Source organism: Rhizobium sp. AG207R, from assembly GCF_027109195.1.
GTDB classification, from domain to species: Bacteria; Pseudomonadota; Alphaproteobacteria; order Rhizobiales; family Rhizobiaceae; genus Rhizobium; species Rhizobium dioscoreae.
On the sequence record NZ_JAEPVT010000005.1, the window covers coordinates 1 to 25,200 of the forward strand.

The window sequence follows — 25,200 nt, forward strand, 5'->3', positions numbered from 1 at the left end:
TGGCCCGCTACATGCAGGTTCTGTCGGATGCGCTGTGCCGGAAAATGTCGGGCCGCATCATCAACATCCACCATTCCTTCCTGCCGTCCTTCAAGGGGGCGAATCCCTACAAGCAGGCCTATGAGCGCGGGGTGAAGCTGATCGGAGCGACGGCGCATTATGTGACGGCCGATCTCGACGAAGGTCCGATCATCGAGCAGGACACGGCGCGCATCACGCATGCGCAGTCGGCCGAGGATTATGTCTCGATCGGCCGCGATGTGGAAAGCCAGGTGCTGGCGCGCGCCATCCATGCCCATATCCATTATCGCACCTTCCTCAACGGCAACCGCACCGTCGTCTTCCCGGCAAGCCCAGGCTCCTATGCCTCCGAGCGCATGGGGTAAGTGATGGCGCTCGCGACGGTGATCGACGGGAAACAAGCAGCAGCTTCGGTGATCGAGGCTGTGAAGGCTGCGGCGGCTGGGCTTGAGGCGGAGGCCGGGGTGAAGACCGGGCTTGCGGTCGTCATCGTCGGCGACGATCCGGCCAGCCACGCCTATGTGAACTCCAAGAGCAAGATGGCCAAGGAGTGCGGCTTCAAGTCCATCCAGCACACGCTGCCGGCGGAGACGACGCAGGAAGAGCTGGCAAGGCTCGTCCAGTCGCTGAACGACGATGCCTCCATCCACGGCATTCTCGTGCAGCTGCCGCTGCCGAAGCATCTGAATTCCGATGCGATCATTCAGTCGATCCGTCCTGAGAAGGATGTCGATGGCTTGCATGTTGTCAATGCCGGCAAGCTTGCGACCGGCGATCTCGAAACCGGGCTGATCTCGTGTACGCCGGCCGGCGCCATGCTGCTGGTACGCTCCATCCATGGCGAGGACCTGTCGGGTCTGAATGCGGTGGTCATTGGCCGCTCCAACCTGTTCGGCAAGCCGATGGCGCAATTGCTGCTTTCCGCCAATGCGACGGTCACGACGGCGCATTCGCGCACGAAGGATCTCGCCTCGGTGGCAAGAGGTGCGGATATTCTGGTGGCCGCCGTCGGCCGCCCGGAGATGGTCAAGGCCGATTGGGTGAAGCCCGGTGCCACCGTTATCGATGTCGGCATCAACCGGATCGATGCACCCGAGCGCGGCGAGGGCAAGAGCCGGCTGGTGGGTGATGTCGCCTATGGTGAAGCATCCGAAGTCGCTGCCGCGATCACGCCGGTTCCCGGCGGTGTCGGGCCGATGACGATCGCCATGCTGATGGCCAATACCGTCATCGCTGCCCATCGTGCCGCGGGTAAGAAGCCGCCGAGGTTTTGAGGGAGAGAGCTGTTTAGACCACTGCACCATCGAGCTCGTTTATCGGCGACGGCTAAAGTTAATCGACCAGCACGAGGAGCGTTTTTTGCCTCCTAAGCGAGTTCGCTATCACAAGGTGGGAGGAGAACTAGGCTTATCCAACTCGACACGAGCAAGCTCAGCCTGCTGCTTCCGATCGTTCCTTGTCAGTCGTCTAATGAGGATCATCGCGCTCATCAAAATTGCATATTCTCCGCGCAAATTTTCAGATCGCTCAATTTTTCATCAACACCATAACACCTTCCCTCGAACAAAATCAACCACTTACGATCTGGCACGCCATTTGCTTCGTATTTGGTTGAGTTGGTGGCTAGGGTTCCGGCGCTTCACATGAAGCGTGGCTGGTCCGAGAGCCACCACCGGCTGGGGGAGAAATCCCACCGGATGCACGGCGGGATAAAAGCCCGGGAGACCTCGTAAGCCAAGGGATTGGCGGCGCGATGGTCTTTGCCGATCCCTTTTTGAAAAAAGCAAAAGGGGAATTTCAATGCAGACTTTTTCGAAAATCCTTTCCGTCACAGCCCTGTCCGTATCGCTGGCCTTCGGGCTTGGTTCGGTCGCCAGTGCTGCGCCGAAGACCAGCTTCAAGGTCGCCTGGTCGATCTATGTCGGCTGGATGCCCTGGGGCTATGCGAGCGACCACGGCATCGTCAAGAAATGGGCCGACAAATATGGCATCAATATCGAGGTCACACAGTTCAACGACTATGTCGAGTCGATGAACCAATATACGGCCGGCGCCTTCGATGCCGTAACGCTCACCAACATGGATGGCCTTTCGATCCCTGCGGCCGGCGGCGTCGATACGACGGCCGTCATCGTCGGTGACTTTTCCAATGGCAATGACGCTGTCATCCTGAAGGACAAGACCAGCCTGGCCGATATCAAGGGCCAGAACGTCAACCTCGTCGAATATTCCGTTTCCCACTATCTGCTGGCGCGCGCGCTCGACAGCATCAAGCTCAGCGAACGCGACGTGAAGGTGGTCAATACCTCCGATGCCGACATGGTAGCGGCCTATAAGACGCCTGACGTTTCCGCCGTCGTGACCTGGAACCCGCTTGTTTCGACCATTCTCGAAGACTCCAGCGCCAAGAAGGTTTTCGACAGTTCGCAGGTGCCGGGCGAAATCATCGATCTGATGGTCGCCAACAGCAATGTGCTGAAAGACAACCCGAATTTCGGCAAGGCACTCGCCGGTATCTGGTATGAAACCGCCGCGCTGATGAAGGCCGACACGGCGGAGGGCAAGGCCGCCCGCGAAGCCATGGGCAAGGCATCGGGCACGGACCTCAAGGGCTTCGAGGCGCAGCTCGCTGCGACCCGCCTTTTCGACAAGCCCGCCGATGCGCTCACCTTTACCACCTCGCCGAACCTGCCGAAGACCATGGATCTCGTGCGCAATTTCCTCTTTCAGAAGGGGCTTCTCGGCAATGGCGCGCCTTCCGCCGATGTCATCGGCATCGAAATGCCCGATGGCAAAGTCCTCGGCGACGGCAGCAACGTGAAGCTTCGCTTCACCGAAGCCTACATGAAGTCGGCCGCCGACGGTCTGCTCTGACCTTCCTTGAACGGCGGCGCAGCAGCGCCGCCAGCCTTTCCTTTCGCGGAGCCATTCATGCGTTGGATCAATACCAAGCCAACTCCCGGTGCGCAGCTTGCCTTGACGCTCTTGCCCTTTGCGCTGCTGATCATTGCCTATGCGATCGGTTCCGCCGCAAGGCTTGCCGAAAACGCCAATGACAAGCTGCTTCCGAATTTCGCCGGCTTTGCCGATGCCATCAACCGCATGGCCTTCATCGCCGATCCGCGCACCGGAGACTACCTCCTGTGGTCGGACACTGGGGCAAGTCTCGTCCGGCTGCTCTCCGGTCTTGGCATCTCCACGGCGATCGCGCTTTGCCTGGGCATGCTGATCGGCATGCTCCCCTATCTGAGGGCGCTTCTGTCTCCCTTCGTCGCCGTCATTTCCATGGTGCCGCCGCTGGCCCTGCTGCCGATACTCTTCATCGTCATGGGCCTCGGCGAGACGTCGAAGATCGCCCTCATCGTCATCGGTGTTGCGCCGACGATGATCCGCGACCTGGCCCTGAAGGCGCTGGAACTGCCGCGTGAACAGATCGTCAAGGCGGAGACACTTGGCGGCTCCTCCTGGCAGATCGCCCTTCGCGTCGTGCTGCCGCAGATCCTGCCGCGACTGATCACCTGCCTCAGGCTGCAGCTCGGGCCGGCCTGGCTGTTCCTGATCGCCGCCGAAGCGATCTCGTCCGATTCCGGCCTCGGCTACCGCATCTTCCTCGTTCGTCGCTATCTGTCGATGGACGTGATCTTTCCCTACGTGGTCTGGATCACCCTGCTTGCCGTGGTCATGAACTACCTGCTCGATCGCATCCGCATCGCCGTCTTCCCCTGGTCCGAACTGGAGAAGCAGACATGAGCGAGCTCAGAATCGAAAAGGTCTGGAAGGAATATGGCGACCAGATCGTGCTTGAGGATGTCTCGCTGACGGTGGCCTCGCGTGCCTTCGTCGCGCTCGTCGGCCCCTCCGGCTGCGGCAAGTCCACCTTCCTGCGCATGATTTTGGGACAAGAACAGCCGACGCGCGGGACGATCCTGCTCGATGGCACAGCCCTGCCCTCGGAACCCGGCGCCGATCGCGGCGTCGTCTTCCAGCGCTATTCGGTCTTTCCGCATCTGACCGCGCTCGGCAACGTACTGCTCGGCAAGGAACTTGCCGGCTCGCGCTACAAGGCAAGGCTTTTCGGCTCGGCGCGTCGCCATGCCACCGACGAGGCACGTCAGCTTCTTGAGGAAGTCGGTCTTGCCGGCGCCGAGAACAAGTACCCGGCCCAGCTTTCCGGCGGTATGCAGCAGCGCCTGGCGCTTGCGCAAGCGCTCATCATGCGACCGAAAGTGCTGCTGCTCGACGAACCCTTCGGTGCGCTCGATCCAGGTATCCGCGCCGAAATCCATACGTTGATGAAACGCCTCTGGCACGAGACGCAGATGACCGTTGTCATGGTGACCCATGACATGCGCGAGGCCTTCACGCTTGCGACCCGCGTCGTCGCCTTCGAGCGCCGCCGCGACCGGCCAGAAGAGAAGGAGCGCTACGGCGCCACCATTACCAAGGACATTTCCATCTGGCCGCCGCGCATTGCCGGCGCAGCCTCGATCTTTGGCCCCGACCGGGACGGCCCGGTCTCTTCCCTGGGGCACCGCCGGGACGACCTGGCACCATCGGGAGATATTTAGCCATGCAGCATGTCAGACGTTCGCCAGAAGAGATCGCCGCCAATCGTGCGCGCTATGAAGATCATCAACGCAAGGGGCTGGAATTCGCGCCGAAGGCATTGCCGGCGGCAAGTCCGCTTCCCGCCCCGCCAATCGACCCTTCCCTCGTCCTGCACCGGGAGATCCTGCCCGGCGGCTGGTACTGGTCGACACGCGTCAAGACGGGCGAGACTTTGCGCATCGCGCAGGAGCAAGGCTTTTCCTCCGTATCGCTGATTGCCTGGAACGCGGCGGATCCGAGCGAACGGCTGAACCTCGTCGATACGGTCAAGGTGCAATGGACGACGGCGCTGTCGAAGGGCCGCGTAATCTTCTCCGACATGGGGCGTGTCATGTTCTCGGTGACGGAGGATTCCTCCGGCGCCCATGATTGCCTGATGGGAGGCTCCACCGCCGCCTCCAATGAGACAAAATATGGCCAAGACCTGCGCAACAGCCGCGACAATTTCATCCTGCTCGCGACGAAAGCAGGCTTGGATCGGCGCGATATTCCAGCAGCTTTCACGCTTTTCGCGCCGGTTCGGGTCGATGCGGACGGCAAGTTCGCCTGGAAGCCGGACCTTCTGCATGGCGGCGACTATGTTCATCTTCGCGCCGAGATGGACCTGATTGTCGGCTTTTCCAATTGTCCGCACCCGCTCGATCCAAACCCGCATTACGCGCCGAAACCGGTGACCGTGACCCGCATCGCCGCCCAGCCGATCGCCGAAGACGATCTGTGCCGCACGGCCACCGCCGAAGCCGTGCGCGGCTTTGAAAACAACGAATTCGCCAATCTTTGAACCGGGAGAGACGATCATGAGCGATTTCATTCAGACCGCGCCGTCCCGCACGCTCGACAAGGCGGTGCAGGATCATCTCATCGCTGCCGAAGCGCCGTTTTCGACCATCGTGCGCAAGGGCCAGACGCTGCGCATCGAAGACAGCTACGGCCAGCAGGCAATCGACACGCTGTTCTACAATGCCGAGGACTATTCCGAGCGCTATTCCAACCAGGACACGATGCGCGAACAGAGCGCCGCCTACATTACCACAGGCACCCGGATCATCTCCAACGAAGGGCGCGTCATGCTGACGATGACCGCCGACAGCTGCGGCCGTCATGACACCTCTGCCGGCGCGTGCTCGTGCGAGAGCAATACAGTCCGCTTTGGCCACGGCACGAAATATCTTCACGCCTGCCGGGACAATTTCGTGCTGGAAGTCTCGAAGCACGGCATGGGCAAGCGCGACGTCGTGCCCAACATCAATTTCTTCATGAACGTGCCGATCGAACCGTCAGGTGAAATGACGATCGTCGACGGCATCTCCGCTCCGGGCGACTATGTTGAGCTCAAGGCCGAGATGGACGTGCTTCTCGTCATCTCCAATTGCCCGCAGATCAACAATCCCTGCAACGGCTTCGACCCGACGCCGATCCGAGTCCTTGTATGGGACGGTGAGGCCTGAGATGTTCAAGAAAATACTAATCGCCAATCGCGGCGAAATCGCCGTCCGGATCATCGGCACGTTGCGACGCATGGGCATTGCCTCCGTCGCCGTCTATTCCGATGCGGACCGCTTCTCCAAGGCATCCCTAATGGCCGACGAAGCCGTCAGGCTTGGCCCGGCGCCGGCCTCGGAGAGCTATCTCAATGCCGATGCAGTCATTGCCGCCTGCAAGGCAACCGGTGCCGAGGCCGTGCATCCAGGCTACGGATTCCTGTCGGAGAATATCTCCTTCGCCGAACGACTGGCAAAGGAAGGCATCGTCTTCATCGGGCCGACGGCGGACAATATCGCCGCCTTCGGGCTCAAACACACGGCGCGAGAACTGGCGCGTGCGAGCGGAGTTCCGCTACTACCGGGCAGCGACCTCGTCGAAACGAGCGAAGCGGCGCTCGCGGCCGCGGCGGAAATCGGCTACCCGGTCATGCTGAAATCGACAGCCGGCGGCGGCGGCATCGGCATGCAGCTTTGCGACGATGCCGCAAGTCTGAAGGCTGCCTTCGACAGCGTGCAACGCACGGCAAAAGCCAGCTTCGGCGATGCCCGCGTCTATCTGGAGCGCTTTGTCTCGCGGGCGAGGCATGTCGAGGTTCAGATCTTCGGCGACGGCAAGGGTCGGGTGATCGCGCTTGGCGAACGCGACTGCTCGTTGCAGCGCCGGAACCAGAAGGTGATCGAGGAGACGCCCGCGCCGGGCCTGTCGCCTTCCGTGCGCGAACGCCTGCATGCAGCGGCGGTGGCGCTCGGCACCTCCGCCCATTATCGCTCCGCCGGCACAGTCGAATTCATCTATGATCCCGCGCGGGAGGAATTCTACTTCCTCGAGGTCAATACCAGGCTTCAGGTCGAACATCCGGTCACCGAGGCCGTCTATGGCATCGATCTCGTCGAGTGGATGATCCGCGAGGCCGCTGGCGAAGAAGTGATAACAGGCAATGACCGGCTTGTTCCGAAGGGTGCCGCGATCGAGGCGCGCATCTATGCGGAGATGCCGCATGCTGGCTTCCGGCCAAGCGCCGGCCTTTTGACCGAAGTCACTTTTCCGGAAGGCACGCGCGTCGACGGCTGGATCGAGACGGGCACGGAAGTCACCCCTTATTACGACCCCATGCTCGCCAAGATGATCGTGGCAGCCGAAGACCGGCCGGCCGCGATCGAGAAGCTGAAGCTTGCACTTGCGCAAAGCTCCATCACCGGCATCGAAACCAATCTCGACTATCTGAAGGCCATCGCCGGATCCGATCTGCTCGCCAGCGCCAATGTGGCGACGACGGCGCTGAAGGATTTTCTCTTCGTGCCCGATGTGATCGAGGTGGTGGCGCCCGGCGCGCAGTCGAGCATCCAGGAGCTTCCCGGCAGGGTGGGGCTCTGGCACGTCGGCGTGCCGCCGAGCGGGCCGATGGACGAGCGTTCGTTCCGCCATGCCAACAGGCTGGTCGGCAACGCCGACGAAACCGCCGCCCTCGAGCTAACCGTCTCGGGACCGGTGCTCAAGATCTTCTCCGACGTGACGATCGCGCTTGCAGGCGCTCGCATGCCGATGACTCTCGACGGCGTTCCGTTACCCCACGACGAGGCCGTTATCGCCAAGGCAGGGCAGACGCTTGCCATTGGCGCCATAGAAGGCCCGGGCCAACGTGCCTATCTCGCCGTTGCGGGCGGTTTTGCCGCGCCGCTCACGCTCGGTTCCAGGGCAACCTTCGGCCTCGGTCGCTTTGGGGGCCATGCCACCGGCACGCTTCAAACAGGCCATGTCTTGCGGCTGGCACGCACACCTCAGCCTAAAGTCAAGCCGGCGGACGTGCCCGCAGCCCTCACCCGCGTCTGGAAGGTCGGCGTCGTCTATGGGCCGCATGGCGCGCCGGACTTCTTTCTGGACGACGATATCGAAACGCTGTTTTCGACCGAATATGAAGTGCATTTCAACAGCGCCCGCACCGGCGTCCGTCTGATTGGCCCTACGCCCAAATGGGCGCGCAGCGACGGCGGCGAGGCCGGCCTCCACCCCTCCAATCTTCACGACAATGCTTACGCCATCGGCGCGATCGACTTCACCGGCGATATGCCGATCATTCTCGGCCCGGATGGACCGAGCCTCGGCGGCTTCGTCTGCCCGGCCGTCATCGCGCGCGACGAGCAATGGAAGATGGGCCAGTTCAAGCCGGGCGACAAAATCCGCTTTCATCCGGTGGCGCGAGAGAACGACGCCATCGCAGGTCCGACTGTCCGCCGCGTGCCAGAAGAAACCGGATCGGCAATCGTCGGTCAGAACCAGCGTGGCCCGGTGCCCGTCGTCTATCGTCGGCAGGGTGATGACAATCTGCTCATCGAATACGGGCCGATGACGCTCGATATCGCGCTTCGCCTGCGCGTGCATCTGCTTATGCAGGCAATCGTCGAGGCGCGTCTGCCAGGAATTATCGACCTGACGCCTGGCATCCGTTCGCTGCAGATCCACTATGACGGGACGACGCTGACCCGCAATCGTTTGCTGGGTCTGCTTGCGGAGATCGAGGCTACGCTGCCGGCGGCACATGAGGTGAAAGTCCCGAGCCGGATCGTGCACCTGCCGCTCTCCTGGAACGATCCGCAGGCCGAGCTTGCCATGCGTAAATATCAGGAACTCGTGCGCCCGAATGCGCCATGGTGCCCTTCCAACATCGAGTTCATCCGCCGCATCAACGGCCTGCCGGACGAGCAGGCGGTGCGCGACATCGTTTTTGACGCCAGCTATCTCGTGCTCGGCCTTGGCGATGTCTACCTCGGGGCTCCGGTCGCAACGCCGGTCGATCCACGACATCGGCTGGTAACGACGAAATACAATCCGGCACGCACCTGGACACCGGAAAACGCCGTCGGCATCGGCGGCGCCTATATGTGCATCTATGGCATGGAGGGACCGGGCGGCTACCAGCTCTTCGGCCGAACGATCCAGGTGTGGAACAGCTGGCGGCAGACGCCGGCCTTCGCCAAGGGCAAGCCGTGGCTTCTCAATTTTTTCGACCAGATCCGCTTCTTTCCCGTCACCCATGAAGAGCTCAATGAAGCGCGTGCGGCCTTCCCGCACGGCGGCTATCCGATCAAGATCGAGGAGATGGAGTTCTCCTACGCCGCCTACGAGGCCGGCCTCGCACGCGAGGCTGCGGCGATCGGCGCCTTCAAGTCGAGGCAGCAGTCAGCCTTCGAGGCGGAAAGGCAACGCTGGAAAGAGCTGGGGCTCGACAGCTTCTCCGTCGACGAAGGGGCAGGCCCCGCCCTTGCCGGAGATATACCGGAAGGTTGCTTCGGCATCGAAAGCGCCGTGCCCGGCAATGTCTGGAAAATACTCGTCGAGGAGGGCCAGCCGGTTGCAGCCGGCGATACTTTGGCCATCATCGAGTCGATGAAAATGGAAATTAACGTCACCGCCCATGCCGCCGGACGCGTCCGCGATCTGCGTGCAGCACCTGGGCGCAACGTCAAGGCCGGCGACGTTCTCGTCATTCTGGAGGAAATCTGATGCTGCCCACTATCCTTGACCTTACCTCCCTGCGAGATGCGTATAAGGCAGGCTTTTCACCGCTCGACATGGTGGAGGAAATCATAGCCCGATGCGGGGCATCCGATGATCCGGCAATCTTCATTACGCTGGCATCTCCAGAGGCGTTGCGAGCTGCGGCAACAGACTTGCTGGCGAAGGCACCCGAGCCCAACAGCCTGCCGCTCTGGGGCATCCCCTTCGCAGTCAAGGACAATATCGACGTCGCAGGTCTGCCGACGACGGCCGCCTGCCCGGCCTTTGCCTATCATCCCGAGGAGGATGCGGCCGTGGTTGCGCGTCTGAAGGCTGCCGGTGCCATCGTCATCGGCAAGACCAATCTCGACCAGTTCGCAACCGGCCTCAACGGCACCCGCTCGCCTTATGGTGCGCCCCGCTCGGTTTTCGATCGCGCCTATGTTTCCGGCGGCTCCAGTTCGGGCTCCGCGGTTGCAGTGGCGGCGGGTCTTGCCAATTTCTCGCTGGGAACCGATACCGCAGGCTCGGGCCGGGTGCCGGCTGCCTTCAACAATCTCGTCGGCATCAAGCCAACGCCGGGGCTTGTTCCCAATGTTGGCATCGTACCGGCTTGCCGCAGCGTCGATGTCGTCACGGTGTTCGCCGCGACCGTTGGGGACGGCATCGCCGTCCGGCGGATCATGGAAGGCTATGACGCACGAGATCCGTTCTCACGGGACGCAACTCAGGCGACCCTGCCATCGGCACGCCCTCGTGTCGGCGTGCTCGAAGGCGCCGAACGTGAGTTCTACGGCAACAGCCAAGTCGAGACCCTCTACGATGCCGCCATCGATAGGGCGAGATCGCTCGGCGCGGAGATCGTCCCATTCGACTATGCACCTTTCCGACAGGCTGCCGAACTGCTCTACAACGGCCCCTGGGTTGCGGAGCGCCTGGCGGCGGTCAAGGACTTCCTCGCAAGTAATGCCAGCGATTTCAATCCAACGGTCAGAGCCATCATCGAGGGGGCGAAAGGCTATGACGCGGTTGCGGCCTTCGAAGGCAAGTACAGGCTGGAGGCTTTGCGACAAAAGACGAAGGTGGAGTGGGAGAAGGTCGATTTCCTGATGCTGCCGACATCGCCCACAACCTACACCGTCGAGGAAATGCAGGCCGATCCGATCGTCAGGAACAGCCATTTCGGCCGTTATACCAATTTCGCCAATCTGCTCGACTGCGCGGCAATTGCCGTACCTGCAGGCTTCGATGCCGACGGTCATCTGCCGGCCGGTGTGATGCTCGTCGGGCCTGCCTTTACCGACGATGCTTTGGCGCCGTTCGCCGATGCTATGCATCGAGCGGCGAAAAGCGGGATGGGTAAGGACCGTATGGCGGCACTGCCGGATAACAGCCGTGTGACACCTATGGCTGCCGACATGGTCCCGATCGTCGTTGTCGGCGCGCATCTGACCGATATGCCGCTCAACCATGAACTCACCGGAAAAGGCGGCTACAGGATGAAGACGGGACGGACGGATGGCAGCTATCGGCTTTTCGCCCTTTCCGGAACAGTGCCGCCGAAGCCGGGATTGGTGCGCGATCCCGGCTTTGCCGGCAAGGGTATCGAAATAGAGGTCTGGGCCTTGCCGCCTGCGGCATTCGCCCACTTCGTCCAGAATATTCCGGCGCCGCTGGGGATCGGTAAGATCCTGCTTGAAGATGGCAGCCATGTTTCCGGATTCCTCTGCGAGAGCCACGCCGTAGCTGACGCTAGAGACATCACCGAATTTGGTGGCTGGCGAAATTTCATTCGCGATGCCGATGCCACAGGTTAAATGAAGGAGAAGCAGGATGAGAAAGACCCTCTTACGGGCATTGCAGATCGTTCTTCATGGCCTGACTGCGAGAACCCAGGCAATTGGCAGCCTTGATCGGCCTAAGTTTCACTCCGCTCGTAGCGAGGCATGGTCAGAGACCGATTAAACGCTTCGGACGAGAACATCTCGCAGACTTGAGGGATGGCCGGAAAAACACCAATAAGCGAGTGCAGGCACACGAGATGACTGCACTCGCTCGGCCAAGGATTCAGCTCGGCATCCTGGCCATCCAGTTGAATGGACAACTTTCAAGAAAAGTTGCAAACGGCTACTTTCCTCCTGGTGGGACTTCTTGCGTCGGCAACGCCTGACAACAGATCAAACACAGCGCTCAAATTTCGCAGGCACCCGGATATCCGGCAAGTCCCGCGGAAAATCCCTCGCATTGCGAGTGACCAGCAACATCGAGTGAATCTTGTTTGTTGCCCGGATAATGGCTTAGAGCAGCCTGATGCGGGGAGCTGCCGCAGGGATACCGCACGCCCCCGCCACTGCATTGTCGACGGCGATAACGGTAAATCCGGCTGGAGACACGCCTGACCATTCACTATCTCCGACGATCGGCAACAGCAGTCACTATTGACAAGTTGCCCCGTATATCCCTTGATATGCCTTATCCGAGATAACAGACAGATGTCCGGAATATTGGATTATTCGAAAGCCATTAACCAAGGGGAACAACCATGACCATTTCCTTGCGCGTCGGCCTGATGTCGCTGGCCGCCGCCGCACTCCTCTCTTCCACGCCCGTTCTCGCCGACGGCAGCAAGCTCGATGAGGTGCTTGCGCGCGGTCACCTCGTTCTTGGAACCGGCAGCACGAACGCGCCGTGGCACTTCAAGAGCGCTGACGACAAGCTGCAGGGCTTCGACGTCGACATGGGTCACATCATCGCCAAGGCCCTGTTCGGCGACCCCGACAAGATCGAGTATGTCAATCAGTCGTCCGATGCCCGAATTCCAAACATCACCACCAACAAGGTCGATATCACCTGCCAGTTCATGACCGTGACCGGCGAGCGCGCCCAGCAGGTGGCCTTCACCATTCCCTATTATCGTGAAGGCGTCGGCCTGATGCTGAAGGCCGATGGCCAGTATGCCGACTATGCGGCGCTGAAGGCGGCAGGCTCTTCCGTCACGGTTTCCGTTCTGCAGAACGTCTATGCGGAATCCATGGTTCATGCCGCCCTTCCGGACGCGAAGGTCGACCAGTACGAATCCGTCGATCTGATCTACCAGGCGCTGGAATCCGGCCGCGCCGACGCGGTTGCGACCGACCAGTCATCACTCGCCTGGTACATGACGCAGAACCCGGGCCGCTACAAGGATGCCGGCTATGGCTGGAACCCGCAGACCTATGCCTGCGCGGTCAAGCGCGGCGACCAGGATTGGCTGAACTTCGTCAATACCGCTCTTCATGAAGCGATGACAGGCGTCGAATTCGATAGCTACGCCAAGTCCTACAAGACCTGGTTCGGCAAGGACCTGACCCCACCACAGATCGGCTTCCCGGTCGAATACAAGTAATGGCCGAGCGGAGCGGGACATCTCCCGCTCCGCCAGTCTGAAAGGGGCGGCCCGACATGGGTTACACGCTGAATTTTGCCGCCGTCTGGCGCAATTTTGATTTTCTTATGAGCGGTCTGGCGCTCAGCCTCGGCCTGGCGATCATATCGATTCTGATTGGCGCCTTGATCGGTTTGATACTCGCCTTCGCGCTGACATCGAAAAACCGGGCAGCCATGATCCCGGCGCAGGTCTATGTGACCGTGATCCGAAACCTGCCGATCCTGGTGCTGGTGCTGTTTGCCTTCTTCGCCTTGCCGCAGATGGGCTTTCGACTGGACAAGATCAAAAGCTTCGTCCTGGTCCTTTCCATCTACTCAGGCGCCTATCTTGCTGAAGTGTTTCGCGCAGGATTGCTGTCGATCCCGAAAGGTCTTTCAGAGGCGGGTCTGGCAATCGGCCTGACGCCAATGCAGATTCGCGGATCGGTCATCGCTCCGCTGATGCTGCGCAACGTGCTTCCGTCGCTGTCTTCGACCATCATTTCGCTGTTCAAGGATACCTCGCTTGCAGCCGCCATTGCTGTGCCGGAGCTGACATTCGCTGCCCGCAAGATCAACGTCGAGAGCTTTCGCGTCATCGAAACCTGGATGGTCACATCAGCTATTTACGTAGCAACCTGCTTCCTCATCGCCGCGCTGATGCGTTTCGTCGAGCGCAGGCTGGCTTTGCCGAGGTAACATCGGATGTCTCATAGTTTTCTCGAACAACTCTGGATCGCCCGCTACGTCATCATCAATGGGCTCGGCGTGACGGTATCGATTTCCCTTCTTGCCATTCTTGCCGGTTCCATCGTCGGTGTCTTCGTTGGCCTCGCGCTCGTCTACGGCGGAGCCATTCTGCGCCTTTTGATCCGGGCCTATACCGACATCATCCGTGGTACGCCCGTGCTGGTCCTCGTGCTGGCGAGCTACTACGTCTCTTCTGCGGTAGGTCTTGATTTGGGGCCGTTTTCCGCAGGCGTTCTTGCCCTGGCGATCTTCTGTTCATCACATGTCGGCGAGATCGTGCGCGGCGCGCTGCAGGCCATTCCGAAAGGTCAGACGGAGGCGGCCAAGGCGATCGGCCTCACCTTCACCCAGACCTTCACTTCGGTCCTGTGGCCGCAAGCGATGCGCCAGTGTCTGCCAGCCTGGGTGAACACGGCAGCCGAGATGGTAAAAGCCTCGACATTGCTTTCCGTCATCGGCGTCGCCGAACTGCTCCTGCGCACGCAGGAGATCATCTCCCGCAATTTCATGAGCCTCCAGTTCTATTTCCTGGCTGGCGGCCTCTATTTCATCGTCAACTTCGGTATCGAGCGCTTCGGCAAATATGTCGAGCGCAAGACCGCACTGCCGTCTTGAGGAGATCGGACCGATGGGCAAGACAATTCTAGACATTCAGGGCCTGCGCAAGACCTATGGCCAGCACGAGGTTCTCAAGGGCGTCGACTGCACGGTTGAGGAAGGCGAGGTCATTTCCATCATCGGTTCGTCGGGTTCCGGCAAGACGACGATGTTACGCTGCATCAACATGCTGGAGGAGTTCCAGGGCGGCAAGATCAGCCTCGATGGCGAGGAGATCGGCTATCACGCCGACGGCAGTACCCGTCGTCGCAAGAGCGAGAAGGAGATTGCCCGCCAGCGCGCACTCACCGGCATGGCCTTCCAGCAGTTCAACCTTTTTCCGCACATGACCGCCGCCGAGAACGTGATGCTCGGCCTCGTCAAGGTGAAGAAAATGTCGAAGTCGGACGCACGCGTCGTCGCGGAAAAATGGCTCGATCGTGTAGGCCTTGCCGCTCGCGCCAATCATTATCCGGGCCAGCTCTCGGGTGGCCAGCAGCAGCGCGTTGCGATTGCCCGAGCGATTGCCATGGCGCCTCGGCTGATGCTGTTCGACGAGGTGACGTCGGCCCTCGACCCGGAACTGGTTGGCGAAGTTCTTCAAGTCATCAAAGGGCTCGCCGCCGACGGCATGACGATGCTGCTCGTCACCCATGAAATGCGCTTTGCCTATGAGGTCTCCTCGCGCGTCATCTTCATGAACCAGGGCGTCATCTGCGAAGAAGGTGATCCGAAAGACATGTTCGTGCGTCCGAAGACGGAGCGGCTTGCCGAATTCCTCAAGACCTCGAGTTTCAATTGAGAGGAAACAACAGCTCGGCGCAAGCGTTGCGTCATCGCCCGCCCGGATGCTATCGCAGCGTCTTGCTGAGATCTGACGGCACCAACGCCGTATAGCCGGCACCATGTGCTGATGCGTCGCAGCATGCCGGTTGTGGCTGGTATGGGAATATTCGGAGAGAAGCATGGCCGAGACTGCAAACGACATTGTATCCCGACGCATGCGGGGCCTGGATCGCGCCTTCGAGATTCTTGAGTTTCTGCGGGTAAAACGCCAGCCCATGCGTCCGAACGAGATCGCCACGGAGATCGGCGCGCCGCGCTCTTCCATTTACGAACTCGTCAATCTCCTGCTCGGCCATGGCATGCTCGACTATCAGGGCGGCGACGGCCGGGTCTTTCTCGGCCGCCGCCTCTATTTTCTCGGCACCGCCTATGCCGAACAATTCGACTTGATGCGCGAATGCGGCCGCATGCTAGGCGTGCTGGCGGAGGAGACGCGCGAGACAGCGCAAATGTGCCTGCTGGAAGGCAATAAATATACGGTCGCCATGATGCGGGAAGGCATCCGCCCCTTTCGCATATCCTCGAATGTGGGCGAGCTCGTCGCTATTCCGTGGACCGCCTCGGGGCGCCTGCTTGTAGCCCATCTTTCGGACCGGGAAATCCTGGATTTCATTCCGCCTGAAGATTTCGTCCTTCCGAATGGAAGGCGGCTGGAACCAGCCGATTTCATCGCTCAAGTGCGCCAAGCCGCCGAAGATGGATACTTCACCTTCAACAGCGAAGTGGAGAATTTCACCCATTGCTTCGCCGTGCCCATCAATCAAGCCGACGGCGCCTGCATCGCGACACTCTGCCTGGTAACGCCGCGTGAGGATGGCTTGCGCAACCGCACCGCCTATCTCGACAGCCTCTTGAGAGCCGCTCACGAGATCTCCGAAAAGCTCGGCTTCCGGTCGCCGAAAGGCCGCTTCTTCGGATCCTGAACCTAGCAAGTTTTTTCACGAAAGTGGCAAATCTCCGCACATGATGGGATCCGAACCGGCGCCGATTGAATCGAGTGCGGCGATCGTTCCTAGTGCATTGAGCCCCCTCAGGCCCCGATAGGTGGGCTGGTCGGATCTGGATTTCCATCGAAGAAAAGATAGATCGCTGCGATCTTGCCGTCCTTGGCAATGATGAAGTCCGTACCTGCATATGCAGGCTCTTCGCCGGGCGCACCGGCCACCCATTGCACCCGCCCGGCCTGATCATGGAGGACGTCCGCTGCGGCGATTGTCGTGTATGCAAATGTCGGATGCATGGCGCGGATGGCTCCGGCAATGCGGACGATCTCGTCGCGGCCGCGGTAGATCCCGTGCGGTTCGATGAATATCGCGTCTTCGTGAAGGATTTCCTCCGCCACTTTCCGGCGAAGGACGTCGTCGCCCTCCCCAAAGATGCCCTGCAGATTCCGATCGAGCAGCGTTGCGATGTCTGCCATGGTCATTCTCCCTGATATGGCGGCTTAGATCTGGACGTGGCCGCCATCGACGAAGAGTTCGACGCCATTGATAAAGCTGGCATCGTCGGAGGCCAGGAACAGCACGGCCTTGGCGATCTCTTCCGGTTGCCCGATGCGGCCGGCAGGAATGAGGCTCGCAAGGTAATTCTTCGTGTTCTCCGCGCTTTCACCATTGCCGAAAAGTTCGTTGAGACCGGCCGTATCGGTCACGCCAGGACTAACTGCATTGACGCGAATATGGCGATCCTTGAGATCGAGGATCCAGTTGCGGGCGAAGTTGCGCACGGCAGCCTTGGTTGCCGAGTAGACGCTGAAGGCAGGCGTGCCGGAAATGCTCGTCGTCGACGAAGTGAGAACGATCGAGCCACCATCACGCAGGAGCGGGAGCGCCTTTTGAACGGTGAACAAGGTGCCCTTCACGTTGGTATCGAATGTCTTCTGGTAGTGTTCTTCGGTAATCGCCCCGAGAGGTAACATCTCGCCGCCGCCGGCATTCGCGAAAACCACATCGATATGCGAGTGCTTCTGTTGAACTGCGTCGTACAGACGGTCGATATCGACGAGCTTGCTCATGTCGGCCTGTACGCCCGTGACACGGCCACCGATCTTTTGGAGGGCGGCATCGAGTGCTTCCTTGCGGCGGCCGGTGATGAACACGGAGGCACCTTCCATCGAGAAAGCCTTTGCCGTTGCAAGACCAATACCGCTCGTGCCACCCGTTACGATCACGACTTTGTTTTCGAATTTCTTACTCACTATCATGCTCCTTTGTTGCGGCATTGCCGTTGAATTGAACATGCCAGCGGAACGATGCTGCAAACAGCCAGCAAATTTGATACTCATCGTTCCAAATGGAGAACGATGATGAGATCTGATTTGAATGATCTGGTCTATTTTGCCGAGGTCGTCGCCCACGGCGGGTTCGCAGCCGCGGGGCGCGCTTTGCGCGAGCCGAAGTCGAAGCTTAGCCGACGGATAGCGGGGCTCGAGGAAAGGCTCGGCGTGCGACTGATCGAACGGTCGAGCCGCCGCTTTCGGGTGACCGATGTAGGTCAATCCTTCTACGAGCGCTGCAAGGCAATGCTGGCGGAAGCCGAGCGTGCAGAGGCGCTCGTTGCAGAGGCAAAATCAGAGCCGCATGGTCTGATCCGAATGAGTTGCCCGACAGGGTTGGTCGAACCGATCTCCCCCCTCCTAATGCAATTCCTGGCGCAGCATCCAAAAGTGCAGCTGCAACTCATCGCGATCGACCGTCCGGTCGATCTTATAGACGAGCGGATCGACGTCGCATTGCGCGTCCGAACGTCGTTGGACGGCGATGCCTCCTTGACGATGCGCTCGCTAGGCAACTCGATCCGTATCCTGGTCGCAAGCCCGCAACTTGCCGGCCGCATTGCAGACATAGAAGCTTTGGCGAGCGAACCTACCCTCTCGACCACGGATGATCAGGGCGAAGTGAACTGGTTTCTCGAGACGGACGATGGCCGAAGCCATACGCTCAGGCACGAGCCGAGAATGGGCTGTGCGGACTTTACGGCCGTGAGGGCAGCCGCACTTGCGGGTCTGGGCGTCGCTCTTCTCCCCGATCACACATGCAGACAGGCGCTGGAAGAAGGGAAGCTCGTACGGGTCCTTCCCGCCTGGCATGGCATGAAGGGCCTTGTCCACCTCGTATTCACCACGCGCCGTGGTCTTCCTCCGGCCGTTCGCAGGTTCATCGACTGCCTGGCGGCAGGCTTTCCCAGGGATGCGCTTGTCTGATGATCTGCCTGATTGGACCATAGGTCTCTCGAAAGCGGCGTTGCGAGCGCCTCCGGAGCATGCTGGATAACGACGTATGCCATATTCGGGCAATGCAAAGGTCCGCCGACCACAAACCAGGACAGAGACTGGAAACGACTATCATCTCTTCCAAGTCGAAGATCTTGCCGGCAAGCAGATCGATTGTGGCTCCGGCTGGCGGCGGACCCGTTCCCTAAAACCTGAGACCGGGGCAGTTTGCCAATCTATCGCTCACCAAGTGAAGAGAGGACGGGAAGAGCCATAGGAACCCGGTGCCGACCCGCTTGGAGCTAGCTGATTGTCTCGTTCAACCCTCTCCGCCCATCGCCGACGTTCGGCCGCTTTGTCTTTGTCGCGATCTGTCGATCTGCTCGCGGTTACCGACCTGGATTGGCCGCCGGTTCCGCCGACCGTCGAGCAGGAAGCAAAGAAAACGGCGGGAACAATAATCAGAATGCCTAAGGCAACCGTCCTTGTGAACGCTTTATCGATCGGCTGCATAGACATCCCTAATGCTCTCTTTGACCATTTTCGATAACGGAGATGTTATTCGATTTCGCACCATGGGGAAACAAAAGGCTATTCGGATTTCCGTGTGATCAACAATGACTGGTGCCCGAACCCGCGTCGCGCTCGCCGCCCTGTTGTTCCCCGCCTGTCACAAGCTATATCGCAGCCTCAGGCCGAAAGTGAAAATTACTGAATCTCACCTTCGAAGCCCGAGATTTCCGATAATCGCCGTTTGCCATCGTGGACGCAGGAGCCGCAGCGGCGACGCGAATTAAATAATAATTGCATTTTGCAACTAAATAACCGACATTATGCCTATGCCTGCGTATTCCACGAGTCGAGTCGACTGCCTGGATTACCATTTAGCCACAAAGGATGTGAGGATGACCGCAGCCCTCTTTCTCGCGACCGTGCTTTTCTGGGGTTCGGGCGCGATTGTGACATCTCTCCAGGCAGGCGCTTCTGCTCCCGAGCTGTCGGTAGCGATCCGCATGTTCCTTGTTGGATTGAGCATGCTCGGATTTTCGATCGCCACCGGCAAACCGATCACGATAGCCCGCAGCGATCGTCTTTGGGTGATGATGCAAGGCATATTGTTTTTCGGGCTTGCATTTATCGCCTTTTATAAGGCGACCAAGGGTATCCCGAGCGGGATTGCTGCCCTGGTGCTATCGAGTTCCTCGCTGTTTGCCGCCATCGCCAGCCGTTTACTGCTGAATCTCCGGATCAGCCGCCGCGCGACGATTGGCATAGTTTTTGGTCTCCTGGGTCTTGGCATCGTCGCCGCCCCACAGATCTTCGCACTGCATCTCGACCCGCAGACCGTGACTGGGTTCATCTGGGCAGGCGTTGCGGCGATGGCGACAGGTGCGGGGACCGCAATTGCTGCGCGCAACCAGCGGCGCGGCTTGCCGATCCCGGTGCTCATGGGTTGGGGAGCATTATGCGGATGCGGTTTCGGGGTCGCCTGGGCGGTCGTTGTCGGCACGTCTCTCACGATACCTGTCACTGTCGGCTATCTGGCGCAGCTCGCCTATCTGGCAATTATTGCCTCCTGCGTCACGTTTCTTATGTATTTTACGCTCATCGAGAAGGTCGGCCCCGCACGGGCGGCCTATGCGCTGACCGTTGTTCCGATTGTCGCCATAACCATCTCGGTCATCTTCGAAGGCCTGCACATCGATACCCGTCTTGCCTTCGGCGGCGCGACGATCCTTCTTGGCAATATACTGGTGCTCAATGCTTGAGGCGCAACAATCAAGCACCGGTTCTGCAATCGGCATCCTATCCGTGTTCGCCCGCAGTCCCGGCGATTGAAGTACTTCCGGCGAGACTTAATACTCCTGGCAATTTGTGAAGGGCCGGTGTGTTGCGGTCACAGCTTGAGAGCTGTTTAACGACCGATCCGATAATCGGAAGATGCGGATACCCATCAAGAACATCCCTCAGATCGGCTATTGGCTCCGCTAAAATTGCCTCCAATAAGATCGATTGCACAAAGCTTATGCATGTCTAAATTACTTGCAAATAGCAATTGATTTCCTATCAAATCTATGTTGTAGTTTTAATCATAAGAGGTAAATCGCATCGCGATTGCCCGCAAAACGAGAATCTAGGGAGATGTCCGAACCGCAACAATTTTGGAAGGCATATGTTCATGTATATGTCCTCGACACCGATTGAATCTGACATCGTCTTCTCCGGCCGCCGCTCGGCGACCTACCGCGATGCACTTCATCTCTTTCCCGATGCCTGGCTTGACGATGTCGCTGCCATGCGCCGCTTCCTGCAGCCGATCTACGGCCGGCACGTCTTAGAGATCGGCGCCGGCAACGGTCATTTCAGCCGGGCGATTGCCGAAGATGTCGGCCCTGCCGGCTTATTGGTCGCGACCGATCCGTCCACCGAACAACTTGAGGATCTAGAAGTCGAAAGCGGCGGCCGGATCAGGGTCTTCGGTCAGGCTGCGCACATGCTCGACCTGCCGATCCGCGATTTTGACATGGCCTGGTCGCGCGGCGCCGTGCACCATATTTCCGACAAGACCGCTGCCTGGAAGGCGATCGCAGCCCACATGCGGCCCGGCGGCAAGCTGGTGATTGCTGACATCTTCGCCGGAACGCGGCTTGCCGCCTATTTCGACGATTTCATCGCGCAGAGCTGCTGTACCGGCCACGAGGTCTCTTTCCTTTCACGGGAATTTGCAACGAGCCTGTGCGCTCTGACCGGATGGGACAAGCCTCAATTTACCGATGTCACCACCCGCTGGCGCTTCGACACCAAGGCAAGTCTCGGACATTTCCTGCGATTGCTGTTCTCGGCAACCGACATCTTCACCGACGACGACTGCCTTGTTGCAGCGGAACGCCATCTTGACATCGTTTCCGACGGCAACGGCATCGCCCTGCTTTGGCCGATGACAGTGATGGAAACGACAAAGCTGCCGACTGCGAATTAATCATGGATGAACGATGACAGGCGCTTGACGCGGGACCGGACAAATCCGCCCGCAACGTGACCTGGCGTGCACAATTCCTTCGGAGATCGTCATGACATCGACCGCCGCAAACCGTGGAGCCACGGCCCCTCCCACCGGAGCCCCTTTCGATGCCAGTTCATTGGTTCCGGGCGCCAGGAAACTCGGCTCGGAGACCACAGTCCATAAAGTCGGCTACAATGGTCGGCCCGGCGCATTTGCAGATGTCGCCTGCAGGATGGCGTTCCCGTCCGCGGATCGCATCGCCATGCCGAGCTTGGAGACCACGATCGCCAGCACCGTCCGCGGTGAAGTCGACCGGATCCTCCTGCCATGCGAAAACAGCCTGGTTGGACGCGTGCCGGATGTGCACAGAATCGTGCCCGACAGTGGTTTGCATATCGTCGGCGAGCATTTTCAACGCGTCGAACATTGCCTCATGGCACCGCCAGGCGCATCACTTGCAAGCATCAGACGCGTGCGTTCGCATCCAGTGGCGCTTGGCCAGGTCAGCCGGCTTATCGCAGCGCTCGATCTTGAGGCTATCGCCGCTCCGACGACATCCCACGCCGCCGAGCTGGTGGCATCTTGCGAGGATCCGAGCGAAGCAGCAATTGCCTCGGATCTTGCAGCCGACCTCTACGGATTGGATATCCTCAAACGCAATGTCGAAGACGATCCGCATAATACGACGCGGTTCTACGTGTTGTCTGCCGAACCTCAGGCGATCGAACAAAAAACACAGCTTCTGACGACGATTGTGTTCCGCACACAGAACCGGCCGGGCTGCCTCTACCACGCCATTGCCGGATTTGCCGAAAACGCCATCAACATGACCAAGATCGAAAGCTACCTTGTCGGCGGGCAATTCGTGCCGTCCCGCTTCCTCTGCGAGTTCGAAGGTGATCCGGCTGCACCGGAGGTGGCCGATGCGCTCGATACTCTCGCCCGCCATGCTCGCGAGCTTGTCGTGCTCGGGACGTTTCCGATGGCGAGCCGCCATCTGCGCAACCGCAGCGAAGAAAATCTCCCGTCATGGGGGACCAAGCCTCCGGCCGCCTTTCGATGGTCCGATAGCCAGCAGGAGGCCGGGGGATGACGACCGCGGTGAAGCACTACGGGCGCCATAGCGATCTGGTCGAGGCGGCAATCGCGAAACTGAAGCTGCATTTTGGCGATCGGCTGACAACGGCTACGGCTGTGCGTGATCAGCATGGCCATGACGTGAGCTGGCATCCCTCCTATCCGCCGGACGCGGTCGTTTTCCCTGATACGGCAGATGAGGTATCGCGTATCGTGGCGACCTGCCACGCCTTCGACGTGCCGGTGATCCCGTTTGGAACCGGCACCTCCTGCGAGGGACATGTTGCCGCCCTCATGGGCGGAATATGTATCGATCTCTCCCGGCTGGACCGGATTTTGACGATTCGACCGGACGACATGACAGCGACGGTCGAGGCAGGCGTAACCCGCAAACGCCTCAACGCCGAATTGCGCGACACCGGACTGTTCTTTCCCGTCGATCCCGGCGCTGACGCCTCACTTGGGGGGATGGCCTCGACGCGCGCCTCCGGTACGAATGCCATGCGGTATGGCACGATGAAAGACAACGTCATTTCGCTTGGTGTCGTTCTGCCCAATGGTGATCGGATCCGCACCGCGAGCCATGCTCGCAAATCGGCGGCGGGCTACGATCTGACACGTCTCTGGGTGGGATCGGAAGGCACGCTCGGCATCGTGACCGACGTCACCGTCAAGCTGCATTCAATTCCAGACCATATCGTTGCGATTTCGGCGAGTTTCTCCACACTGGAACAGGCAGTCGGCTTCGTGCTTGTCGCGACCAGGCTCACAGACACCTTGGCACGCATCGAACTGCTGGATGAACTGCAGGTCGAGGCCGTCAATCGTTATTCAAAACTCTCCTTGCCGGTCGAGCCAACGCTTTTTATCGAACTGCATGGTAGCCGCGGAGCGGTCGAGGCGGTCTTGCCGTTCATCGAGGAGGAGGCACATGCCGCCGGTGCCAGTCGGTTTGATACCGCCGTATCGGCGGAAGCGAGAGGCAGGCTGTGGCAAGCGCGCCATGATATCTGGTGGGCCAATCTTGCGCTCCGCCCGGGCGCAAGCGCCCTTCCCACGGATAGCTGCGTGCCGGTATCGCGGCTTGTCGAGGCCATACTTGCCGCCAAGGATGACGTGCGGGATCTTGGCCTTGTCGCACCGATCTGCGGCCATGTGGGAGACGGCAATTTCCATCTTTGCGTCCTTTTCGATCCCGCCGATCCCGATGAGTGTCAGCGCGTCGAGGCACTGACCAAACGTCTCGCGGACCGCGCCATCACCCTTCAGGGAACATCGACGGGCGAACACGGGATAGGCCACGGCAAAATAGCAGCGCTTGTCGCGGAGCATGGTCCAGCCATCCGGGTCATGGCCGCAATCAAACGCGCCATCGATCCTCACAACATCATGAATCCAGGCAAGATCTTCAATCTCGCCGAGGCACCGCCTTTCAATTGAGCGAGATACAAAAACCAGGGAGGTAGTGAGAATTTATGTCCAATCCGCATGGCCCGGCATCGATCGCCGATTTCAGAAACGCCGCAAGGCGCGCATTGCCGAAAATGGTCTTTGACTTCTTCGACGGAGGCGCCGGCTCGGAACTCACGCTGTGCGAAAACCGGGCAGCGTTGGATCGGATTCGTCTCGTCGGCTCTGCACCCGTCGATGTTGGCCACCGCTCGGCGGCCATCTCGCTCTTCGGCGAGCCTCTCTCAATGCCAGTCATCATCGGACCGACCGGGCTGGCAGGCGCGGCATGGCCTGCGGGCGACCAGGCGTTGGCCCGGGCTGCCGCGCGAGCGGGAATCCCCTTTGTCATGAGCTCAGCGGCCAGCGCGACCATGGAAGCGGTGGCAGCCGCCGGCGAAGGCAGGAAGTGGTTTCAGCTCTACCTGTTCCGAGACCGCGAGGTGAGCCTCAGGCTGCTGAAACAGGCCGAAGCACTGGGCTTCGAAGCAATCGAGATAACAGTCGACAACGCCATTCCCGGCAGACGGTTGCGCGATGCCCGCAATGGCTTTTCGCTGCCGTTCCGCTGGACACCCAGGAAGCTCCTGAGCCTTGCGGCTCATCCTGGATGGGCCTTGCGGATGGCCAAGGCCGGCGCTCCGCGTCTGGAAGTCATGGAAGCCGAGTTCGATCTTAAATCCGCGGGAACGATTGCCGAGGTGATGGAACAGCAGCTCGACCCAACCGTGTCCTGGGACGACATCGCCTTCATACGGGATCGCTGGAAGGGACCGCTGATCCTTAAGGGATTGCTCAATCCGAGGCAGGGCAGCCGGGCAGCCGAGCTCGGGCTTGACGGTATCGTTGTCAGCAATCACGGTGGACGGCAACTCGATGGAGCCGTCGCGAGTATCGACATCCTGCCGGAGTTCGTCAGCGCCGTCGGGGGCAAGCTCGCAATCCTGATTGACAGCGGCTTTCGCAGCGGCACTGATGTTGCCAAGGCGCTGGCGCTTGGAGCAACGGCCGTGCAGATCGGACGTGCGACGCTCTATGCCCTGGCGAGTGGCGGCGAGGATGCCGCGTTCAGAGCCCTTGCCATCATCGCCGCCGAACTCGACGTCGCTCAGGCAATGATGGGTGCGCCCACCATTGCCGATCTTCGACCTTCCACGCTTCGCCTTCCCCCGATGCTATTGCGGCCCGAGCAGGTTTCCGCTCGCGAACCCATGTCTCCGCGCCCACAGTCACCATTTGCCGCCTGACCCGT

22 protein-coding genes and 1 riboswitch are annotated in these 25,200 nt (G+C 60.1%); of the genes, 20 read left to right on the forward strand and 2 right to left on the reverse strand.

Annotation, left to right across the window (positions count from 1 at the left end):
• The 14 genes from JJQ51_RS12405 to JJQ51_RS12470 form a co-directional block, all read left to right on the forward strand.
• Positions 1 to 386, forward strand: a 386-nt coding sequence (locus tag JJQ51_RS12405) for a formyltransferase family protein (RefSeq protein ID WP_269244778.1), incomplete at its 5' end; no start/stop codon positions are given.
• Between the two features lie 3 nt (positions 387 to 389).
• The gene (folD, locus tag JJQ51_RS12410; RefSeq protein WP_269244779.1) at positions 390 to 1,295 is read left to right on the forward strand and encodes a bifunctional methylenetetrahydrofolate dehydrogenase/methenyltetrahydrofolate cyclohydrolase FolD; all 906 of its coding nucleotides are present in this window, start codon (positions 390 to 392) and stop codon (positions 1,293 to 1,295) included.
• Between the two features lie 338 nt (positions 1,296 to 1,633).
• A riboswitch (guanidine-I (ykkC/yxkD leader) is annotated at positions 1,634 to 1,747 on the forward strand.
• A gap of 74 nt (positions 1,748 to 1,821) precedes the next feature.
• On the forward strand, positions 1,822 to 2,895 hold the full coding sequence (locus JJQ51_RS12415) for a putative urea ABC transporter substrate-binding protein (protein ID WP_152092900.1): 1,074 nt from the start codon (positions 1,822 to 1,824) through the stop codon (positions 2,893 to 2,895).
• 57 nt (positions 2,896 to 2,952) lie between these two features.
• Positions 2,953 to 3,771, forward strand: coding sequence for an ABC transporter permease (locus JJQ51_RS12420; RefSeq protein ID WP_113329776.1), 819 nt, complete (start codon positions 2,953 to 2,955; stop codon positions 3,769 to 3,771).
• On the forward strand, positions 3,768 to 4,589 hold the full coding sequence (locus JJQ51_RS12425; protein ID WP_113329150.1) for an ABC transporter ATP-binding protein: 822 nt from the start codon (positions 3,768 to 3,770) through the stop codon (positions 4,587 to 4,589). The genes JJQ51_RS12420 and JJQ51_RS12425 overlap by 4 nt, the downstream gene beginning before the upstream one ends.
• Positions 4,590 to 4,591: 2 nt before the next feature.
• On the forward strand, positions 4,592 to 5,410 hold the full coding sequence (locus JJQ51_RS12430) for an urea amidolyase associated protein UAAP1 (protein ID WP_269244780.1): 819 nt from the start codon (positions 4,592 to 4,594) through the stop codon (positions 5,408 to 5,410).
• A 16-nt stretch (positions 5,411 to 5,426) separates the two neighbouring features.
• Entirely contained in the window at positions 5,427 to 6,077 is a 651-nt protein-coding gene (locus JJQ51_RS12435) for an urea amidolyase associated protein UAAP2 (protein WP_269244781.1), read from the forward strand.
• Position 6,078: 1 nt separating this feature from the next.
• Entirely contained in the window at positions 6,079 to 9,615 is a 3,537-nt protein-coding gene (gene uca, locus JJQ51_RS12440) for an urea carboxylase (protein WP_269244782.1), read from the forward strand.
• Positions 9,615 to 11,426 carry an allophanate hydrolase gene (gene atzF, locus JJQ51_RS12445; RefSeq protein WP_145635579.1) on the forward strand — a complete coding sequence of 604 codons (1,812 nt, stop codon included), beginning with the start codon at positions 9,615 to 9,617 and terminating at the stop codon, positions 11,424 to 11,426. The genes uca and atzF overlap by 1 nt, the downstream gene beginning before the upstream one ends.
• 725 nt (positions 11,427 to 12,151) lie before the next feature.
• A complete protein-coding gene (locus JJQ51_RS12450) occupies positions 12,152 to 12,994 on the forward strand; it encodes a transporter substrate-binding domain-containing protein (protein WP_095437550.1) in 843 nt (280 codons plus the stop codon).
• 56 nt (positions 12,995 to 13,050) lie between these two features.
• Positions 13,051 to 13,713, forward strand: coding sequence for an amino acid ABC transporter permease (locus JJQ51_RS12455; protein WP_113351017.1), 663 nt, complete (start codon positions 13,051 to 13,053; stop codon positions 13,711 to 13,713).
• A gap of 6 nt (positions 13,714 to 13,719) precedes the next feature.
• Positions 13,720 to 14,379 (forward strand): amino acid ABC transporter permease, encoded by a 660-nt coding sequence (locus tag JJQ51_RS12460; RefSeq protein WP_113228797.1) that lies wholly within the window; start codon positions 13,720 to 13,722, stop codon positions 14,377 to 14,379.
• A 13-nt stretch (positions 14,380 to 14,392) separates the two neighbouring features.
• The gene (locus tag JJQ51_RS12465; protein WP_113351016.1) at positions 14,393 to 15,163 is read left to right on the forward strand and encodes an amino acid ABC transporter ATP-binding protein; all 771 of its coding nucleotides are present in this window, start codon (positions 14,393 to 14,395) and stop codon (positions 15,161 to 15,163) included.
• 163 nt (positions 15,164 to 15,326) lie between these two features.
• Positions 15,327 to 16,130 (forward strand): IclR family transcriptional regulator, encoded by an 804-nt coding sequence (locus JJQ51_RS12470; RefSeq protein ID WP_113351015.1) that lies wholly within the window; start codon positions 15,327 to 15,329, stop codon positions 16,128 to 16,130.
• A 107-nt stretch (positions 16,131 to 16,237) separates the two neighbouring features.
• Here the strand turns inward: JJQ51_RS12470 and JJQ51_RS12475 are convergent, their stop codons facing one another.
• Positions 16,238 to 16,627, reverse strand: coding sequence for a nuclear transport factor 2 family protein (locus JJQ51_RS12475; RefSeq protein WP_113351014.1), 390 nt, complete (start codon positions 16,625 to 16,627; stop codon positions 16,238 to 16,240).
• Positions 16,628 to 16,651: 24 nt separating this feature from the next.
• Entirely contained in the window at positions 16,652 to 17,404 is a 753-nt protein-coding gene (locus tag JJQ51_RS12480; RefSeq protein WP_113351083.1) for an SDR family NAD(P)-dependent oxidoreductase, read from the reverse strand.
• A gap of 105 nt (positions 17,405 to 17,509) precedes the next feature.
• On the opposite strand from JJQ51_RS12480, the gene JJQ51_RS12485 reads away from it, so the two are divergent.
• The 6 genes from JJQ51_RS12485 (at position 17,510) to JJQ51_RS12510 (ending at position 25,195) form a co-directional block, all read left to right on the forward strand.
• Entirely contained in the window at positions 17,510 to 18,409 is a 900-nt protein-coding gene (locus tag JJQ51_RS12485) for a LysR substrate-binding domain-containing protein (RefSeq protein ID WP_210248395.1), read from the forward strand.
• Between the two features lie 914 nt (positions 18,410 to 19,323).
• Positions 19,324 to 20,187: a DMT family transporter gene (locus JJQ51_RS12490; RefSeq protein ID WP_113351012.1), complete on the forward strand. Its 864-nt coding sequence runs from the start codon at positions 19,324 to 19,326 to the stop codon at positions 20,185 to 20,187.
• A gap of 410 nt (positions 20,188 to 20,597) precedes the next feature.
• The gene (locus JJQ51_RS12495) at positions 20,598 to 21,398 is read left to right on the forward strand and encodes a class I SAM-dependent methyltransferase (protein ID WP_233788658.1); all 801 of its coding nucleotides are present in this window, start codon (positions 20,598 to 20,600) and stop codon (positions 21,396 to 21,398) included.
• Positions 21,399 to 21,489: 91 nt separating this feature from the next.
• Entirely contained in the window at positions 21,490 to 22,515 is a 1,026-nt protein-coding gene (locus tag JJQ51_RS12500; RefSeq protein ID WP_113351010.1) for a prephenate dehydratase domain-containing protein, read from the forward strand.
• Positions 22,512 to 23,939: an FAD-binding oxidoreductase gene (locus JJQ51_RS12505; RefSeq protein ID WP_269244783.1), complete on the forward strand. Its 1,428-nt coding sequence runs from the start codon at positions 22,512 to 22,514 to the stop codon at positions 23,937 to 23,939. Before JJQ51_RS12500 ends, JJQ51_RS12505 begins: the two co-directional genes overlap by 4 nt.
• 35 nt (positions 23,940 to 23,974) lie before the next feature.
• Positions 23,975 to 25,195, forward strand: coding sequence for an alpha-hydroxy acid oxidase (locus JJQ51_RS12510; RefSeq protein ID WP_113329166.1), 1,221 nt, complete (start codon positions 23,975 to 23,977; stop codon positions 25,193 to 25,195).
• Positions 25,196 to 25,200 lie beyond the last annotated feature (5 nt).